18 protein-coding genes and 1 rRNA gene are annotated in these 17,830 nt (G+C 60.4%); 18 read left to right on the forward strand and 1 reads right to left on the reverse strand.

The genetic code is table 11. From position 1 onward, the window contains the following. Positions 1–3: 3 nt before the first annotated feature. Positions 4–116 (forward strand): 5S ribosomal RNA (gene rrf, locus QZW03_RS07250). Positions 117–213: 97 nt separating this feature from the next. Here rrf and QZW03_RS07255 read toward each other — a convergent pair. Beyond that, positions 214–924 (reverse strand): hypothetical protein, encoded by a 711-nt coding sequence (locus tag QZW03_RS07255; protein ID WP_296509314.1) that lies wholly within the window; start codon positions 922–924, stop codon positions 214–216. A 99-nt stretch (positions 925–1,023) separates the two neighbouring features. On the opposite strand from QZW03_RS07255, the gene QZW03_RS07260 reads away from it, so the two are divergent. The 17 genes from QZW03_RS07260 to QZW03_RS07340 all read left to right on the forward strand — a co-directional run bounded on the left by QZW03_RS07260 (position 1,024) and on the right by QZW03_RS07340 (position 17,480). Next, positions 1,024–1,728 carry a GNAT family N-acetyltransferase gene (locus tag QZW03_RS07260; RefSeq protein WP_296509315.1) on the forward strand — a complete coding sequence of 235 codons (705 nt, stop codon included), beginning with the start codon at positions 1,024–1,026 and terminating at the stop codon, positions 1,726–1,728. 85 nt (positions 1,729–1,813) lie between these two features. Further along, positions 1,814–2,689 (forward strand): transporter associated domain-containing protein, encoded by an 876-nt coding sequence (locus tag QZW03_RS07265; RefSeq protein WP_296509316.1) that lies wholly within the window; start codon positions 1,814–1,816, stop codon positions 2,687–2,689. Positions 2,690–2,778: 89 nt separating this feature from the next. Further along, positions 2,779–4,257: an apolipoprotein N-acyltransferase gene (gene lnt / locus QZW03_RS07270; protein WP_296509317.1), complete on the forward strand. Its 1,479-nt coding sequence runs from the start codon at positions 2,779–2,781 to the stop codon at positions 4,255–4,257. Positions 4,258–4,350: 93 nt separating this feature from the next. Beyond that, the gene (gene glyQ, locus QZW03_RS07275; RefSeq protein WP_296509318.1) at positions 4,351–5,256 is read left to right on the forward strand and encodes a glycine--tRNA ligase subunit alpha; all 906 of its coding nucleotides are present in this window, start codon (positions 4,351–4,353) and stop codon (positions 5,254–5,256) included. Positions 5,257–5,275: 19 nt separating this feature from the next. Then, positions 5,276–7,396, forward strand: a complete 2,121-nt coding sequence (gene glyS / locus QZW03_RS07280; RefSeq protein WP_296509319.1) for a glycine--tRNA ligase subunit beta — start codon at positions 5,276–5,278, stop codon at positions 7,394–7,396. A 16-nt stretch (positions 7,397–7,412) separates the two neighbouring features. Then, positions 7,413–7,961 (forward strand): D-glycero-beta-D-manno-heptose 1,7-bisphosphate 7-phosphatase, encoded by a 549-nt coding sequence (gene gmhB / locus QZW03_RS07285; protein WP_296509320.1) that lies wholly within the window; start codon positions 7,413–7,415, stop codon positions 7,959–7,961. Positions 7,962–8,014: 53 nt separating this feature from the next. Then, the gene (locus QZW03_RS07290) at positions 8,015–8,758 is read left to right on the forward strand and encodes a lysophospholipid acyltransferase family protein (RefSeq protein WP_296509572.1); all 744 of its coding nucleotides are present in this window, start codon (positions 8,015–8,017) and stop codon (positions 8,756–8,758) included. A 14-nt stretch (positions 8,759–8,772) separates the two neighbouring features. Beyond that, positions 8,773–9,744: a SprT family zinc-dependent metalloprotease gene (locus tag QZW03_RS07295; RefSeq protein WP_296509321.1), complete on the forward strand. Its 972-nt coding sequence runs from the start codon at positions 8,773–8,775 to the stop codon at positions 9,742–9,744. A gap of 120 nt (positions 9,745–9,864) precedes the next feature. Beyond that, complete coding sequence (locus tag QZW03_RS07300; protein ID WP_296509322.1) at positions 9,865–10,329, forward strand: MerR family DNA-binding transcriptional regulator; 465 nt, start codon at positions 9,865–9,867, stop codon at positions 10,327–10,329. Between the two features lie 78 nt (positions 10,330–10,407). Continuing rightward, a complete protein-coding gene (locus QZW03_RS07305; RefSeq protein WP_296509323.1) occupies positions 10,408–11,589 on the forward strand; it encodes an isovaleryl-CoA dehydrogenase in 1,182 nt (393 codons plus the stop codon). A 5-nt stretch (positions 11,590–11,594) separates the two neighbouring features. Beyond that, a complete protein-coding gene (locus QZW03_RS07310) occupies positions 11,595–13,598 on the forward strand; it encodes a sulfatase-like hydrolase/transferase (RefSeq protein ID WP_296509324.1) in 2,004 nt (667 codons plus the stop codon). 8 nt (positions 13,599–13,606) lie between these two features. Then, positions 13,607–14,272 (forward strand): carbonate dehydratase, encoded by a 666-nt coding sequence (can, locus tag QZW03_RS07315; protein WP_296509325.1) that lies wholly within the window; start codon positions 13,607–13,609, stop codon positions 14,270–14,272. A gap of 70 nt (positions 14,273–14,342) precedes the next feature. Continuing rightward, on the forward strand, positions 14,343–16,169 hold the full coding sequence (gene aceK, locus QZW03_RS07320; RefSeq protein ID WP_296509326.1) for a bifunctional isocitrate dehydrogenase kinase/phosphatase: 1,827 nt from the start codon (positions 14,343–14,345) through the stop codon (positions 16,167–16,169). A gap of 55 nt (positions 16,170–16,224) precedes the next feature. After that, on the forward strand, positions 16,225–16,494 hold the full coding sequence (locus QZW03_RS07325) for a type II toxin-antitoxin system Phd/YefM family antitoxin (protein ID WP_296509327.1): 270 nt from the start codon (positions 16,225–16,227) through the stop codon (positions 16,492–16,494). Next, positions 16,494–16,808, forward strand: a complete 315-nt coding sequence (locus tag QZW03_RS07330) for a CcdB family protein (RefSeq protein ID WP_296509328.1) — start codon at positions 16,494–16,496, stop codon at positions 16,806–16,808. Before QZW03_RS07325 ends, QZW03_RS07330 begins: the two co-directional genes overlap by 1 nt. Positions 16,809–16,837: 29 nt before the next feature. Beyond that, the gene (locus tag QZW03_RS07335) at positions 16,838–17,146 is read left to right on the forward strand and encodes a nucleotidyltransferase domain-containing protein (protein ID WP_296509329.1); all 309 of its coding nucleotides are present in this window, start codon (positions 16,838–16,840) and stop codon (positions 17,144–17,146) included. Beyond that, positions 17,136–17,480: a DUF86 domain-containing protein gene (locus QZW03_RS07340; RefSeq protein WP_296509330.1), complete on the forward strand. Its 345-nt coding sequence runs from the start codon at positions 17,136–17,138 to the stop codon at positions 17,478–17,480. The genes QZW03_RS07335 and QZW03_RS07340 overlap by 11 nt, the downstream gene beginning before the upstream one ends. Positions 17,481–17,830: the final 350 nt, after the last annotated feature.

Here is a 17,830-nt window from a genome sequence, read left to right on the forward strand (position 1 = left end):
ATGCCTGACGACCATAGCGACTTGGTACCACTCCTTCCCATCCCGAACAGGACAGTGAAACGAGTCAGCGCCGATGATAGTGCGGATCCCCGTGTGAAAGTAGGTCATCGTCAGGCTATTACAGCCGAAAAAACCCCACCGATTCCGGTGGGGTTTTTTTTTGCCCGCGTCTGCGCACTATGCGTGATTTTGGGTTGCGCTTATGCGGTGTTTCTATTCTCTAATCAGGCTAGCCATCCAACGATGCTCGCGTGCTTCAATCGCTTGAAGAAATAAGTCAACGCCTCTCGGAATGCGGCTTAAATTGCAGAAAGTATCCAACCCGCGTTCCAGAAAGTCTTGGAGTGCGGTGAGTTTTGCGGCTCTAGCTGGGATGCGCATCGCCTTCAGTGATAAGCGCACACCGGGGATGCGCGTTACCCGGTTAAGTCGTCTTCCGAGGTGCAACACCATGTTTAGCTGCTTCAGTCTGTCGCCACAAGCGGCGGTGCCGTTCCATGCATCTGTGTAGGTCGCCAATGAGACTTCTGGTGTGGCTTTTACAGGCGTTGTTCTGAGTACGAATGTCGCCATCTCGGCGTCAAAGCGTTCAGTCTCTGCGTGCAGTTCGGCCAGATCTACAGCGATCTCGACGATAGACTGCGGGAAGATTCTTTCAATTGCCCCGGCGATTCGAGAGAACTCATTGTCCCGCTGGCTAAAGTCGCGGTCGCCGTAGATTTCGCTCAAAAAAAACCCGCACGCGGGACCAAAGTTCGATGTGCTTAGAAGGTCATGGTAAGTGTTCTCAAAGCGTGCGCTTTGGTAACGCTTGATGGCGCGACAAGCGCTCCGTAGAGCGGGATCTTTGTGCTGTTTGGCCATGATGACACTGACCTCATCCATAGCAGCTTGAATTCGTTGTGCGCCAGATCGGGTATCCATCTGTCCATGTTACGAACCTGCTGCCAATTAGTTGGCACTATTGAAACGATTAAAGCCCACACTCTACGAAAACCAAGGGAAAACCCTTATAGTCCAGCCATGTCTGAGTTCGACGACCCCACTGCACAAGGAATCATCAGCCAATCGCGTGGTCCTGTGCGTGCGCGAGTTGTGGGAAACACTTCAATCAGTATCCGGGCATTAGGGCCCAATCACAGAACTCGCTTGCTCAAACATCTGCTTTCGCTGGAGGCAGAAGATCGTTTTCTCAGGTTTGGTTACGTTGCAAACGATGGCCAGATCAGGAGCTATGTTGAGCGCCTTGACTTCGTCAACGACGCTGTCTTTGGTGTTTTCAACCACCGCTTGCACATTGTGGCAATGGCGCACCTCGCCATCTACAAGGCGCCTGGTGGAGCACCAGTCGGGGAGTTTGGGGTATCAGTCGCCCCATCTTTGCGAGGCCAAGGTATTGGTGGGCGATTGTATGAACGTGCCGCGCTCCATGCTCGGAATGAGGGTGTCGAGGTACTGCAAATCCAGGCACTGGCTGGCAACGCACCGATGTTAGCGATCGCACGTAAACGTGGGGCGACCGTGCACCGGCACGGCGCAGAGTCTGAAGCCTATTTGAAGTTACCTCGTCCGGACCTCGAATCCCGCCTTCAAGAGATTATCGAAACCTATTGGGCTGACCTCCACTACAGCCTGGCGGCCCAGAGCCGCATTTGGCTGGGCTTGCTGCAGGGCTTTCAGGTGGTGCGTAGCCGGGCTATTAAAGCCGGGAAAATTTGCTCCCCCTAGGCAAGCTATGTCACGAATTGGGAGGGGGGCTCAAATCCGCTATCCTTAGGACTTCGAAACCACAGCCCGTCACGGGCAATTCCTAGTGTCTGATCCGCATCCTTCGCGCCATCTCGAACGAGAAGATAAGCGTACCTTTCTCCAGAAGCTAGCCGAGTTCATTCATCCCGGGCCCGACTCCACGGCGGAACTGATTGAGACGTTGGCAGAGGCCGAAGACAACAACATCATTGGTGCAGAGTCGAGGGTGATGTTGGAAGGTGTCATTCGCATGGCCGACATGACTGCTGGCGACGTGATGGTGCCAGCCACCCGCATGGACTTGCTGGACATTCAGTCCTCCGCTGACGAGCTGATGCACAAGGTGATCGACACAGCGCACTCCCGATTTCCGGTCTACGACAGCGAGCGGGAAAACATTATCGGCATCCTGATGGCAAAGGATCTGCTGAAACTGCAGCGTGCCCCCGAATTGAACATCCGCGCCTTGCTGCGCCCGGCGGTGTTTGTCCCCGAGTCCAAGGGTTTGAATGATCTGCTGCGCGACTTCCGTGGGAACCGCAATCACCTTGCGATCGTTATCGATGAGTTCGGGCGGGTGGCAGGGCTGATCACTATCGAGGATGTGCTCGAGCAAATCGTGGGTGAAATCGAAGATGAATTCGATATTGCCGAAGACGAGGGCGACATCTTTGCACTGGCAGACCAAACTTACCGGGTGAGCGGAGACACACCGCTTGACCGCATCAACGAAGCGTTCTCGCTCACGATGCGAGGAGCCGACCCCGAAGATGACTTCGACACCATTGGCGGTTTGATCGCCCATGAAATGGGCCACGTACCCAAGCGCGGGGAGCGCTATAGCTTGTGCGGTCTGGATTTTGTGGTATTACACACCAAGGGTGGCGCTGTGAAGTGGTTCAAAGTCTCGCACACGCCCGCACCTGGTATCACGGACTGATGGCTGGGGCGGCCCGGGTTCAAGCCCCGTTCCCGGAAAAAAGCTTCCTCGTCGCCGCTATTATTTTTATAGCGGCTTGCGCACAATCCGTGAGCGCCAGCTGGCCTTTTGATGCATTTTTTGAAAAAGGCCTGCTGAGTTGGTGGCTGCAGCCAGTTGCACTGGCTGTATTTGTCTATATCGTAGCGGCAGCGCCGAACGCCAAAGCAGCGGCCTGGAGTGCATGGGGGTTTGCTACGGTGTGGCTCAGCACCACCTTCTGGTGGCTGTATGTCGCGATGTACACCTATGGTGGATTGCCATCGCTGCTAGCGGGCGGCGCTGTGATCGGGCTGGCGGCAGCGTTAGGTGGGTATTACGCTATTGCTGTGTGGGTGTGGAAACGCGGGGCACAGCGGGGCCCTGCGGTCGCCACGGTGAGTTTCGCAGCGCTCTGGCTCATGGCCGAAATGGCGCGTGGCACCTGGCTCACTGGCTTTGGCTGGGGAGCCATTGCCTATGCCCACATCGATGGACCCCTGGCCTTTTATCTGCCATGGCTCGGGACCTATGGAGTCAGTGCCTTAGCCGCAGCTTGGGCTGCCGCCATGGGTATTGCCGTGGTTCGCCGGAGTCCCTGGCCAGCTTGCTGGGTGAGTTTTGCGCTTCTGTTACCTGCCGCTTTGCCATCAGAGATCAACACTTGGACCACGCCCACAGGAACCTTGCAGGTCAGTCTTTTGCAGGGCAACATTCCCCAAGACGAGAAGTTTGAAACCGGGAGTGGCGTACCACTCGCGCTGCAGTGGTACCGCGACGCGTTGCTGCAGGCCGACGGAGACTTGGTGGTCGCCCCCGAGACCGCGGTACCGCTGCTGCCGCAACAATTGCCAGAAGGCTATTGGGCCAGCCTCAGCGAGAAGTTCACGCAATCAAGCCAAGCCGCAATCATTGGAATTCCACTGGGCAGCTTTCAAACGGGCTACACCAACTCGGTGGTCGGGCTTTCAGCAAGCCAAACCGGATGGCAATACGACAAGCACCACCTGGTGCCCTTTGGCGAGTTCATACCGCCACTCTTTAAGTGGTTCACCCAGCTGATGAATATCCCGCTGGGGGACTTCAACCGGGGCCCCCTTGGGCAGCCATCGCTGGATGTGCGGGGAGAGCGGGTGGCCGCCAACATTTGCTACGAAGACTTGTATGGTGAGGAGCTTGCCACTCGATTCTCGAACCCGGCAGCCGCGCCAACGGTGTTTGCCAACGTCAGCAACCTCGGTTGGTTCAACCGCACGGTGGCGCTGAACCAGCACCTCCATATTTCACGAGCCCGTGCCCTCGAATTCCAACGGCCTTTCGTGCGGGCGACCAACACCGGTGCTACAGCCATATTGAGTCACGAAGGCACGGTGCTCCAAAAGCTGCAGCCGCAGACCCGAGCGGTGCTGACTGGCGAGGTTCAGGGGCGCACCGGGCTCACACCCTACGCATGGTGGGCCTCCCACTTCGGCCTTTGGCCCTTGTGGATTGCTGCGCTTCTGGTGTTGGCTGTTGTTTGGCGCCCCAGGCGTTTGTCAGACCACTGCTAACACGGGCTGCGCCCCTGCGGTCACCCCGTAAAATGCACGGTTTACTTGATCGCCTGCCCTGCACCGGCCTCTGCCGGAGATTGCTCTCACACCATGCTTACTTTTCAGCAAATCATTCTTCGCCTCCAGGACTACTGGGACCGCCAGGGCTGCGCGCTCCTGCAGCCGTATGACATGGAAGTCGGTGCCGGCACATCGCACACCGCCACCTTTTTGCGCGCTATCGGGCCGGAGCCATGGAAAGCCGCCTATGTGCAGCCGAGCCGCCGCCCCAAAGACGGCCGCTACGGCGAAAACCCCAACCGCCTGCAGCACTACTACCAGTACCAAGTGGTGCTCAAGCCCGCGCCGGCCAATATTTTGGAGCTCTACCTCGGCTCACTCGAAGCCCTGGGCTTTGACCTGAAGAAGAACGACATCCGTTTTGTGGAAGACGACTGGGAGAACCCCACCCTGGGCGCGTGGGGTTTGGGCTGGGAGGTCTGGCTCAACGGCATGGAAGTCACGCAGTTCACTTACTTCCAACAAGTGGGCGGCATCGACTGCAAGCCCGCCACCGGCGAAATCACCTACGGCTTGGAACGCTTGGCCATGTACCTGCAGGGCGTGGACAACGTCTACAACCTGCAATGGACCGATACGCTGAAGTACGGCGATGTGTACCACCAGAACGAAGTGGAGCAATCCACTTACAACTTCGAGCACAGCGACGCTGACTTTTTGTTCACTGCCTTCAACGCGCACGAAAAGCAGGCCAAGTACCTGATCGAGCAACAACTTGCATTGCCCGCCTATGAGCAGGTGCTCAAGGCGGCGCACAGCTTCAACCTGCTGGATGCCCGTGGCGCCATCAGCGTGACCGAGCGCGCAGCGTACATCGGCCGCATTCGCAACCTGGCCCGCAGTGTGGCGCAAAGCTATTACGAAAGCCGTGAGCGACTGGGCTTCCCCATGGCGCCGCGCGAATGGATTGAACAGATGCCCAAGAAGGCCGCGTAAGCGTACGGAGAACACAAGAATGACAACCAAAAACCTTCTGGTCGAACTGTTTGTAGAAGAGTTGCCACCCAAGGCACTGAAGAAATTGGGCGAAGCCTTTGCCACCGTGTTGGCAGATTCGCTCAAGGCCCAAGGCCTGGCACCGGCGGACGCGTCGGTGAGCCACTTTGCGTCACCTCGTCGCTTAGCGGTGCACGTGGCGTCAGTGGCCGCGCAAGCCGCGAACAAAGCAGTCTCTCAAAAACTCATGCCGGTGGCCGTGGGCCTGGATGCCGCGGGCAACGCAACGCCCGCCTTGCTGAAAAAACTCCAAGCCCTCGGCGCGGACGCCTCTGCAGTCGGCGGCCTGAAGCGCGCGCCGGACGGCAAGGCCGAGGCCTTGTTCTATGACAGCATGGTCCAAGGCGCCATCTTGCTGGACGGCCTCCAAAAAGCACTGCTGGACGCGATTGCCAAACTGCCCATCCCCAAGGTTATGAGCTACCAGCTGCAAAGCGGGTGCGAGTTGCCCGGGTGGACCAGCGTGAGCTTTGTGCGCCCCGCACACGGACTGGTGGCATTGCACGGCAGCGATGTAGTGCCGGTGCAAGCACTCGGCTTGCACGCCGGCAACCAAACCGAGGGCCACCGCTTCGAAGCCAAGGTTTCCCCCGTCGTAGTTGCGAATGCAGACGTCTACGCGGCCACCCTAGCGGCAGATGGCGCGGTGATTGCGAGCTTTGCGGAGCGTCGCGCAGACATCGTGCGCCAGCTGCAAGCCGCAGCTGAGCGGGTCGGTGGCGGTTGCACCCCGATTGATGACGACGCTTTGCTCGACGAGGTGACTGCGCTGGTGGAGCGCCCGCATGTGCTGATCTGCGAGTTTGAAGCGCAATTCCTCGGCGTGCCACAAGAGTGCCTGATTCTCACCATGAAGGCCAACCAGAAGTACTTCCCCTTGCTGGACGCAGCGGACAAGCTCACCAACAAGTTCTTGGTGGTGAGCAACATTAACCCCGAAGACGCGAGCCTGGTGATCGGCGGTAACGAGCGGGTGGTGCGCCCCCGCTTGGCCGATGCCAAGTTCTTCTTTGACCAGGACCGCAAAAAGACCCTCGCTTCCCGCGTGGAAGGCTTGGGCAAGGTCGTGTACCACAACAAACTCGGCACCCAGGGCGAGCGCGTGGAGCGCGTGCGCGCTATTGCCAAGGCCATTGCCGCCCAGCTCGGCGACGCCACGCTGGTAGCGCAAGCCGACCAGGCAGCACAACTGGCCAAGACCGACCTAGTCACCGACATGGTGGGCGAGTTCCCGGAGCTGCAAGGCATCATGGGCGGCTACTACGCCTTGAACGATGGCCTGGGCGAGACCGTGGCCCACGCCATTGAAGACCACTACAAACCCCGCTTCGCGGGCGATACTTTGCCCCGCAACATGGCGGGCGTGGTGGTTGCGCTGGCCGACAAGCTCGAAACCCTGGTGGGCATGTTCGGCATCGGCAACCTGCCCACTGGCGACAAGGACCCGTTTGCCCTGCGCCGTCATGCCTTGGGCGTGATCCGCATGCTGGTGGAGAAAGACCTCCCACTGGACGTGACAACCCTGGTGCAAAGTGCTGTGCCTGCCTTTGGTCCCTTGATCACCGATGCCTCCGGCGCCCTGGTCGACTTCATATTCGACCGGTTTGCCGGTTCCCTGCGTGAGCAGGGCTACAGCGCGCAAGAAGTAGACGCCGTGCTGTCGCTCAAGCCGCAGCGTCTGGGCGATGTGGCCAAGCGCCTCACGGCTGTGCGCGCGTTTGCCGCATTGCCGGAGAGCCCGGCCTTGGCCGCTGCCAACAAGCGCATCGGCAACATCTTGAAAAAGACGGACGATGTGGACGCCCATGTGAGCGAATTGCTGTTGCAAGAGGCCGCCGAAAAGGCGCTGTACGCGGCCATGCAAACCGTGCTTCCGCAGGCCCAAGGTCAATGGCAGGCAGGCGACTACACCGCGTCCTTGCAATCGCTGGCCGCTCTGCGCGCGCCGGTGGATGCCTTCTTTAACGACGTGATGGTGAATGCTGAACAGATGGACCTGCGCCTGAACCGCCTGGGCCTGCTCAAGAGTCTGCATGTGGCCATGAACCGCGTGGCTGACTTGTCCAAACTGGCGGCCTGAGCGGAAAGCGCACCCCATGAAACTCTGCATTCTCGACCGCGACGGCACCATCAACGAAGACAGTGCGGAGTTCGTCAAGAGCCCCAACGAGTGGCGCCCTTTGCCGGGTGCGCTCGAAGCCATTGCCAAGCTCAACCACGCCGGTTGGCGCGTGGTGGTCGCCACCAACCAGAGTGGTCTGGGGCGGGGCTTGTTTGATGTGGTCTCGCTTAATGCCATGCACGCCAAAATGCACACCATGCTGGCGGCCGTGGGGGGCAAAGTGGATGCCATTTTTTACTGCCCCCACGCGCCCGACGACAACTGCCGCTGCCGCAAACCCGAGCCCGGCCTGTTTGAGCAGATCGGCGAGCGCTTCGGTGTTGACCTCCAAGGCGTGCCGGGCGTGGGCGACTCGGCCCGCGACCTGATTGCCGGTGCGGCGCTCGGCTGCGAGCCTCACCTGGTGCTCACTGGCAAAGCAGCCGCCTTGCGCGACCGCCCCCTGCCCGACAACTACCCGGCCGGCACCCGCGTCCACGACGACCTGATGGCTTTTGCCGACTACCTGGTAACCCGAACATGAGCGGCATGCCCCCTTACACAGCCATACCCATACAAAAAAAACCTAACTGGTTCATGGCCGTGCTGCGCTCCTGCCTGCACATGCTGTGGATGCTGGTCACCGTGATTCCTTGGGGCATCATCATGCTGGTCGCCTCCATCCGCGTGCGGGGCAAGCCGCTGTGGTGGATGGCGGTGCGCTGGCTGAGCTGGGCTATCGGGGGCGCCCGCGTGCTGCTGGGCATCCGCACCCGCGTCATTGGCTGGGAAAACCTGCCTACTGGCGATACCGCGCCCGCTATTTTGCTGGTCAAGCACCAGTCCACCTTCGAGACTTTTTTGATGCCCACGCTGATGCCGCACCCGCTGGCCTATGTGTTCAAAAAAGAGCTGCTGTATGTGCCGTTTTTCGGCTGGGCCATGGGGCGTCTCGACATGATTCATATTGACCGCAGCCAGCGCGCAGAGTCTTTCAGCAAAGTGGTTGAGCAAGGCAAGCGCCTGTTGGCGCAAGGCATTTGGGTGATCATGTTTCCCGAGGGCACACGCATTCCGCGCGGACAGGTGGGCAACTACAAATTGGGCGGCACCCGTCTGGCCGTTGCTACCGGTGCGCCGGTTATTCCGGTGGCCGTGACCAGCGCCAAATGCTGGCCGCGCAAAGCCTTCATCAAGACGCCCGGCGTGGTGGAAGTGTCGATAGGCAAGCCCATCCCCAGCGAAGGCCGGGATCCCAAGGAGCTGATGGCGGAGGTGCAAGCTTGGATCGAGGCCGAGATGCGCCGCTTGGACCCCGAAGCCTACGCCGCCAAGGCCTGAGGCCGGCCTGCGCCATGCATCCGCTGCTGCGCTTTACCCTCGATCTTTTTGAGCCTTTTGAGGCTCTAGCCCCCGTAGATACTGCGCAACCAGCTCCTAAAAAAGTAGCAAAACGCCAAGCGCCCCGACCCTCAGCACCCGCGTCCGAGGCCACCCGTGCTCAGGCGCCCACCGCTCCAAGCGGCCCCTTTGAGCCCGGTGAGCCCATTCCCCAGGCGCTCACCTCGATCCACTACCACCATCCGCAAGCCACCCGCGAAGTGCGCTTGGATGGCGTTGTGGTGCGCTACGCATTCGCCCGCGGCAAGCGCCGCACCATCGGTTTTTCCGTCGGGCCGGATGGCTTGGCCGTGCGTGCGCCCCGTTGGACGCCGCTCTATGAGGTGGATGCCGCGCTGCGCGAAAAAGCAGACTGGATCGTGCGCAAATTGCGCGAAATCCGGGAGCGCAGCACTCTGCAGCAAGAAGCCCAAATTACCTGGGCGCCGGGCGCTGAGTTTCCGTACCTCGGTGCCACTGTGCGCATCGCGCTGGACTCCGCCCACGCATTCACCTCCAAGGGGGCAGCCCTCGATCCGCTGCCGGAGGCGAGTGGGGTGCGCATTTTGCGGGTCGCACTGCCGCAAACCGCGACCCCCGCACAAATCCGCGACGCCGTGCAGGCCTGGCTGATGCGCGAGGCCAAAGCGCTGTTCGTGCAGCGGCTTGACCACTTCGCGCCACAGTTGCAAGTGCAGTGGAAAAAAATGAGCCTGAGCAACGCCGGCACCCGCTGGGGCAGCGCCAAGAGCGACGGGTCCATTCGCCTCAATTGGCGGCTCATTCATTTCCGCCCCGCGGTGGTGGACTACGTGGTCGCCCACGAGCTGAGCCACTTGCGGGTCATGGACCACAGCCCCCGCTTCTGGGACACGGTGCGCACCGTCGTGCCCGACTACGCCGAGTTGCGCCACAGCCTCAAGGACCCGGCCATTCCGAAGTGGTAGCGCACAGGGCAGGCAACTAGCCTGCGGCCGGGTGAAAGCGTGTTGGGGATTCTTTTGATTCATAATTGACGTTTACGTAAACGTCAACTTTCCACGGCCCGGCCGTCACAGCCCTGCACCATGAGCACCACCTACAGCATCAGCGACCTGGCCAAAGAGTTCGACCTGACCACCCGCGCCATTCGTTTTTATGAAGACTTAGGGCTTTTGCAGCCGGAGCGGACCGGCCCCGGTGGCCGCAACCGGGTCTACAGCGGGCGGGACCGCACCCGACTGAAGCTCACGCTGCGTGCCAAGCGCCTGGGCCTGAGCCTGACTGAGGCGAAAGACATCATTGAGATGTACGACAGCCCCCGCGATACCGGAGCGCAGCTGCAAAAGTTTTTGGACGTGTTGGCGGCCCACCGCAAGCAGGTCGAGGAGCAGATGGCCGACCTGCAAGCCAACTTGGACGAAATCAGAGTGCACCAGCGCGAAGCCAAGGCTTTGCTGGCCAAGAGCGAGGCCCGGGTTGCCACGGACAAGCCTGCGCCCAAGACGGTAGCTAAAGCGGCACCCAAAGTCGCCGGCAAAAAGGCCGCCTGAGCCCGCGCCGGGTATCGCGTAACGCATACCGCGCGCCACTGCACGTTCACACCCCACACAACAACGAGGAGACACCGCATGAACAACCTGCCTGGACTGAACTTTCAACTCGGCGAAGATATTGACGCCCTGCGCGATGCCGTGCGCGACTTTGCCCAAGCCGAAATCGCGCCTCGCGCCGCCGAGATCGACCGCAGCGACCAGTTCCCCATGGACCTGTGGCGCAAGATGGGTGACCTGGGTGTGCTTGGCATCACGGTGGGCGAGGAATATGGTGGCGCCAACATGGGCTACCTGGCGCACATGGTGGCCATGGAAGAAATCAGCCGCGCCAGCGCCTCGGTGGGCCTGAGCTACGGCGCACACAGCAACCTGTGCGTGAACCAGATCAAGCGCAACGGCACACCCGAGCAGCGCGCCAAGTACCTGCCCAAACTCATTACCGGCGAGCACGTGGGCGCCTTGGCCATGAGCGAGCCCGGGGCTGGCTCCGATGTGCTGAGCATGAAGCTCAAGGCCGAAGACAAAGGCGGCTACTACCTGCTCAACGGCAACAAGATGTGGATCACCAACGGCCCCGATGCCGAAACCCTGGTCGTCTACGCCAAGAGCGAGCCTGAACTGGGCGCGCGTGGTGTGACCGCCTTCCTGATTGAGAAATCCATGCCCGGCTTCAGCATCGCGCAAAAGCTCGACAAGCTCGGCATGCGCGGCAGCCACACCGGCGAGCTGGTGTTCAACAACGTAGAAGTGCCGCTGGCCAACGTGCTCGGCCAGGTCAATGGCGGCGCCAAGGTGCTGATGAGCGGGCTGGACTACGAGCGCGCGGTGCTCTCGGGCGGGCCTCTGGGCATCATGCAGGCGGTGATGGACAACGTGGTGCCCTACATCCACGACCGCAAGCAGTTCGGCCAGAGCATTGGCGAGTTTCAGCTGATTCAGGGCAAGGTGGCTGACATGTACACCGTGCTGCAGGCGGGGCGCAGCTTTGCCTACACCGTGGCCAAAAACCTCGACCTGCTGGGCACCGAGCATGTGCGCCAGGTCCGCAAAGACTGTGCATCGGTGATTTTGTGGACTGCCGAAAAAGCCACCTGGATGGCCGGCGAAGGCGTGCAGATCTTCGGCGGCAATGGCTATATCAACGAATACCCGCTGGGCCGCCTCTGGCGTGATGCCAAGTTGTATGAAATCGGGGCCGGCACCAGCGAGATCCGCCGCATGCTCATAGGGCGGGAGCTGTTCGCTGAGACAATGTAGGGCTTATGAAACATGCCATTGCCCGCACCCTGACTTCCATACTCCACGGCACCCTGCGCGGCCTGTTGCGCGCCTGGGTGCTGATCGTGCCACTGGTGGTGGCTTTGAGCGTGATCCGGTGGGGGCAACTGGCGTATTTCTGGCCACAGGGCTACAAGGCCAGCGGCAGCGACCTGCTGGCGGTGGCGGTGCAGGGTTTCCGTTTCGACCTCAAGGTCAGCGCGATCGCCGGTTTTCTGCTGTTGCTGGTGTTGCCCTGGGTGTCTTTCTCGGCGCAGCGGCGGCTGGTGTCGGGGCTGGTGCTGGTGTATGTGTTTCTCGGGTTTATCAACCTGCACTACTTCGGGTTTTACAAAACCCCGATCGACTCGGTCATTTTCGGTTTGTTTGAAGACGACACTGCGGCGGTCTTGCAAACCGTGTGGCACGACTTCCCGGTGCTGGGCACCCTGCTGGCGGTGGCGCTAACCACCGCGCTCGGCATTGCGGTTCACCGGCTCATCCTGCGTTGGGTGCAGCCAGATACGCGCTGGAACCAGCGTGCCGTGGTGCTGCGCCTGGCAGTGGTCACGGTGGCTTTCATTGCCCTGCTGTTTGCAGGCAAAGGCACCATCCGGCAAATGGCACTGCAGCGCCAGCACCTCACGGTGACCACCTCGCAGTTCTTGAACGACATGGTGCCCAATGGTGTCATTGCCCTCAAATACGCGTGGGACAACCGGCGCCAATCGCAAAACCTGTCGGACCCACTGGTGGGCCTCAAGGCGCTGGGCTTTGAGTCGCCGCAAGCGGCGGCGCAGGTGCTGGGCCTTCCAAGCGCTACCGAGGCCGAGGTGCGTGATGCGCTGTACCGCCACGACCCGTTGCCCGCCGCCACCCCGAAGAAAAATCTGGTGTTCTTCTTGATGGAGTCCTGGAGCGCCGAGCCCATGCTCTACCAGAGCCCCACTTTCGATGTGCTGGGCCGCATGGCCCCCACGCTTAACAAAGCCTGCCATTTCAGCAACTTCGAGTCTGCGCAGCCCGGCACCCATCCGTCGCTGGAAGCTATTTTGTTTTCCTCGCCCATCACCCCGCTCACCATGGGCGACGCCGGTCGCAAGCCCTTACCCTGGGGCGTGGCGCAGGTGGCCAAGCAGGCGGGATATGACACTTTGTTTGTGACCTCGGCCCGCTCCGGCTGGCGCGACCTGAACCGGGTGCTCAAAGTTCAGGGCTTTGACGAGGTCATTGACGCCAACAACCTCAAGGCCGACTACCCCGAAGCCACGGTAGGCCTGTGGGGCGTGTGGGACAGCTTTGTCTACCGCTACCTTGAAAAGCGCATGGCCGCCCAACCCAAGAACAAGCCCTTGTTCGTGTTCGTGCTCACGGCAACCAACCACCCGCCCTATGACTTGCCCGCCGACTACCAACGCGTGCCCTTGGACATGGCGCAATGGAAGGGCGAAACCAGCGAGGCCACCCTGGTGCCCAACCTCGACACCTACCGCTACGCCCACGACCTGTTGGGCGCCTTTGTGCAGACCGTGCAACAAGGCCCGCTCAAAGACACCACCATCGTGGCGGCCACGGGCGACCACAACGTCCGCTCCTTCGGTGTCTATGCAGACGCTAGCCGCCGCTACCTCATGCGGCAAGTGCCCTTTGTCATCTGGGGCGACAAGCTCCAGTGCGGCAACCAGCTGACCCAGCCCGCCAGCCACCGGGACATGTTCAACACCCTGTTTCCGCTGGCCGGTATTGAGGGCGGCTATGTGAACGCGGGCCGCAATCTGCTCAAACCGCTGCCGGCGCAACCCGACCCCATGAATGCGCCGCGCGGCCTGTTCTTTACCGGCGAGGCGCGCAACGCCCAAGGCATGTGGCAGTTGGGCAACCCCAAGTCTTTTGTGTGCACCGCGGCCAAGCCGCCGGCGCAATGTGAATTTAACGCGCTCGACGATCAGCAGGAACGTGCCCGGTACGGACTCCTCGACTGGAATGTGCGCATCTCTCTTCAGAAATAATCGCGAACATGACCGACAAACTCAACGATCTTTTTTCCCGCAACCGTGAGTGGGCCGCCGAAATGGAGCGCACCCGCCCGGGCTTTTTCACCGGGCTGGCCAACCAGCAAAAGCCCAAGTACATGTGGATCGGCTGCTCCGACAGCCGCGTCCCCGCCAACGAGATCATCGGCCTCGCGCCGGGTGAGATTTTTGTCCACCGCAACGTGGCCAACGTGGTGGTGCACTCCGACCTGAATGCGCTGTCCACCATCCAGTTTGCGGTGGAGCGGCTCAAGGTCCGGCATGTGATGGTCGTGGGCCACTACGGCTGCTCGGGCGTGCAGGCGGCGCTCGAAGGCGCGCGCATCGGCCTGGCCGACAACTGGCTGCGCCATATTCAAGACGTGCGGGACCGCCACCGCGATGTGCTCGACCTGATCCCCGAACATGGCAAAGCTGCGGCCCTGTGCGAACTCAATGTGGTCGAGCAAGTGATCAACGTGGCCCAGAGCACCGTGCTGCAAGACGCCTGGGCGGCAGGGCAGGACGTGACGCTGCACGGCTGGGTGTACGGCGTGCACGACGGCCTGGTGCAGGACCTGCACATGACAGTGGGCCGCGAGGACAACCTCGATGCGCTGTACCGCGAAGCCATCTCGGGCGTGCGTCTGATGCCGCGCCACGCCCGTTAAGCACCAAATAGGCCTCTAGCCCTCGTGGAATATGCGCGGGCAGCTATCAAAAACATAGTGAGCGTTGCGCATGTTCCCCACCCGGCTTGACTCTTCGGTTGCCTACGACATTGCCCGCGCGCTGCTCGATGGCTTCAACCGGCACTACCAGCTTTTCCGTGCTGAGAGCGCGCGCGCCAAGCACCGGTTTGAAACCCGCGACTGGCATGGCCAGCAACGGGCCCAGCGCGAGCGCATCGAGTTTTATGGCTTGCGCGTGCAGGAGTGTTCGCGCCGGCTGGAGCGCGAGTTCAAGGCCGCGGAGCAGGGCGCCGAGGTGTGGCAGCAGATCAAGCTGCACTTCATTGGCCTGCTGGTCAATCACCACCAACCCGAGTTGGCCGAGACCTTCTTTAACTCGGTGACCACCCAAATCCTGCACCGCAGCTACTTCCAGAACGATTTCATTTTTGTGCGGCCCGCCGTCAGCACCGAGTACATCGAAAACCTCGATGCGCCGGGTGCGAGCTACCGGCCCACCTACCGCTGCTACTACCCCACGCTGGACGACGTGCAGGCGCAGCTGGTGCGCATGGTGCAGGACTTCGACCTGCGGGTGCCGTTCGAAGACCTGGAGCGCGATGCCCGCAACGTGCTGGCAGTCATGAACCGGCAGTTGGGCGAGGCCAAGCTGCTCGCCAACTTTCAGGTGCAGGTGCTCTCCAGCCTGTTCTTCCGGAACAAGGGCGCCTACATCATCGGCAAGCTGATCAACGGCTACACCGAAGCCGGGTTTGCCCTGCCGGTGCTGCACAGCGCCGAAGGCAAGCTGCGTATTGACGCTGCGCTGTTCGGTGAGAACGACCTGTTGCGCCTCTTCAGCTTTGCGCGGGCTTACTTCATGGTGGACATGGAAATCCCCAGCGCCTATGTGCAGTTTTTGCGCAGCATGATGCCGCGCAAACCCCGCAACGAGCTCTACAACGCACTGGGGCTGGCCAAGCAGGGCAAGACCCTGTTTTACCGCGACTTTTTGCACCATCTGCAGCACAGCTCCGACAAGTTCCGCATCGCCGCCGGCATCAAGGGCATGGTGATGCTGGTGTTTGACCTGCCCAGCTACCCCTATGTGTTCAAGGTCATCAAAGACTACTTTCCGCACCAGAAAGAAACCACCCGCGAGCAAGTCATGGCCAAGTACCAGCTGGTCAAACAACACGACCGCGTGGGCCGCATGGCCGACACGCTGGACTATGGCGATGTGGCCTTTCCGCACGACCGCTTCAGCGACGCGCTCATTGCCGAGCTGCAGCAGTTTGCGCCCAGCCAACTGGAGATCAGCGACCGCGATGGCGATGGCCGCATCGAGGTGATCTTGAAGCACGTCTACATCGAGCGCCGCATGATCCCGCTCAATATGTACCTGCAAGAGGCGTTTGACGCCGGCGGCGCCGACCCCGCCAACACCAGCCCGGCTGCAGTGCGCGCCCGCGAGCAGATTGAACGCGCCGTGATCGACTACGGCTACGCCATCAAAGACATGGTGGCGGCCAACATCTTTCCCGGCGACATGCTGTGGAAAAACTTCGGCATCACCCGCAACAGCAAGGTCGTGTTTTACGACTACGACGAGATCGAATACCTCACCGACTGCCACTTCCGCAAGGTGCCCGAGCCGCGCAATGAGGAAGAAGAAATGTCCGGCGAAATCTGGTACCGCGTCGGCCCGCACGACGTGTTTCCCGAAACCTTTGCGCCGTTTTTACTAGGCAACCCGCTGGTGCGCGACGTCTTCATGCGCTACCACGCCAACCTGCTGGACCCCGTGTTTTGGCAGACGCAGAAAGAGCGGATTGCGGCGGGGTATGTGCACGATGTGTTTCCGTATGAGAAGGACAAGCGGTTTGCACGCGCTTAAAGGTCGCTTGGGGCTTTAGCTAAAATAGCCAGCAACTCCCTAAGAGGCACCCACCATGCAAGTCACAGCCACAGAAGCTAAAAACCGGTTCGGTTACGTTTGTGCACAAGCCAAGACGGAGCCCGTTTTTGTGGAGAAAGATGGCCGCATTGACAGCGTCATTCTGTCCGTTCAAGACTTTGAAGCGCTGAAGGCGGCCAGCCAAAGCACCAACCTGGCGGAGCGTCAAAAAACGTTCAATCAAGCCCACAAAGCGTGGATCAGTGAGCAAAACGCGCGGTTTGAAAAGAGCGGCTTGTGGTGTGATGATCTGCGGGTCTGGTAATGCAGTACGACGTGTACCCGAACCCGAGCCCGCGCATGCGGGACGTGTATCCCTATGTGCTGGACATCCAGAGCGACCTGCTCAAGGCGCTGGCTACGCGCATGGTGGTGCCGCTCGCGTTGACATCGTTACCCGCTTCCAGCCTGCCCAAGCGCTTGTGCCCTTTGGTGCTGGTCAAAGGCCAAAGCCTGATGTTGGTTCCGTTTGAAGCGGCACCATTGGACAAGCGACATTTGAAGGCCAAAGTAGCGTCACTGCGCGAACGCGCGGATGACATCGTCGCGGCGATGGATGCGGTGTTGAGTGGTGTGTAGTGCTGCTCCACGCGCTGCATAATTCACCTATGCACTTCCTCTTAAGTCAAAACCAAGCTGCAGTTGCCGACCTGTGCCGCGCAACGGGGGCGCGTCGTTTGACAGTTTTTGGCTCGGCGGTGCGCGACGACTTTGACCATGAATGCAGCGACTTTGATTTCTTGGTGGAGTTTGACGACGTAGCCCCCGCCGCCTATGCCCAAGCGTTCTTCGGCTTGAAGACCGGGTTAGAGGCCCTCTTCCATCGCCCGGTGGACTTGGTCACACCCAGCAATTTAGCCAATCCTTTCTTTCGCCGCCGCATAGCCGCTGAAAGTGAAACCCTGTATGCATCCTGACAGCGCCAAGCTGCTGTGGGATGCGCAACTAGCCGCCCAAAAAATAGCGCGTTTTACGGTGGGCAAAACCTTTGCCCACTACGAGGCCGATGAGCTGCTGCGCGCAGGCGTGGAGCGGCAGTTTGAAATTGCCGGGGAAGCACTCAACCAACTCTCTCGTTTGGATGCTGTAACGGCCCGCGCTATTTCCGATTTGCCGCGCATCGTGGCCTTTCGCAATGTGCTCATTCACGGTTACGCCAGTGTGGATGATCGCGTGGTGTGGGGCGTTGTGGAAAGCAGTTTGGAGCCCTTGCTGGAGACACTATCGCTGCTTTTGGAAGCGGCGCAATAGGCTTGGAGGCGCGCTACTGTGCGCAGGGTGGCCTTCGGTAAGTTGTTGATTAATGGCCATGCCAGTGAGTTAATTTCATAAGCCAACTAGTTTGGAGTGGTCAGCTTTGCAGCGGAAGCGGACTTGGAAAAATTCCTTTTGTGTAACACGTTAGGGGAGTCATGAAGATATTGCTGTCAATTGGGGCGGGCTTACTAGGAATCATAATTTTGGGTTTTGCATTACCAGCCATTATTCCCGGGTGCACATGCGGGTGGCCTGCTTCTCCATGCCAAGGGTGTGGGGGACCTATTGGGAATGCCCTCGGTAACTTTGTGGGCACTTGCCTCATTTTTGGGGCTATGGGGCTT

It is taken from the genome of Rhodoferax sp. (assembly GCF_013297935.1).
GTDB lineage: Bacteria > Pseudomonadota > Gammaproteobacteria > Burkholderiales > Burkholderiaceae_C > Allorhodoferax.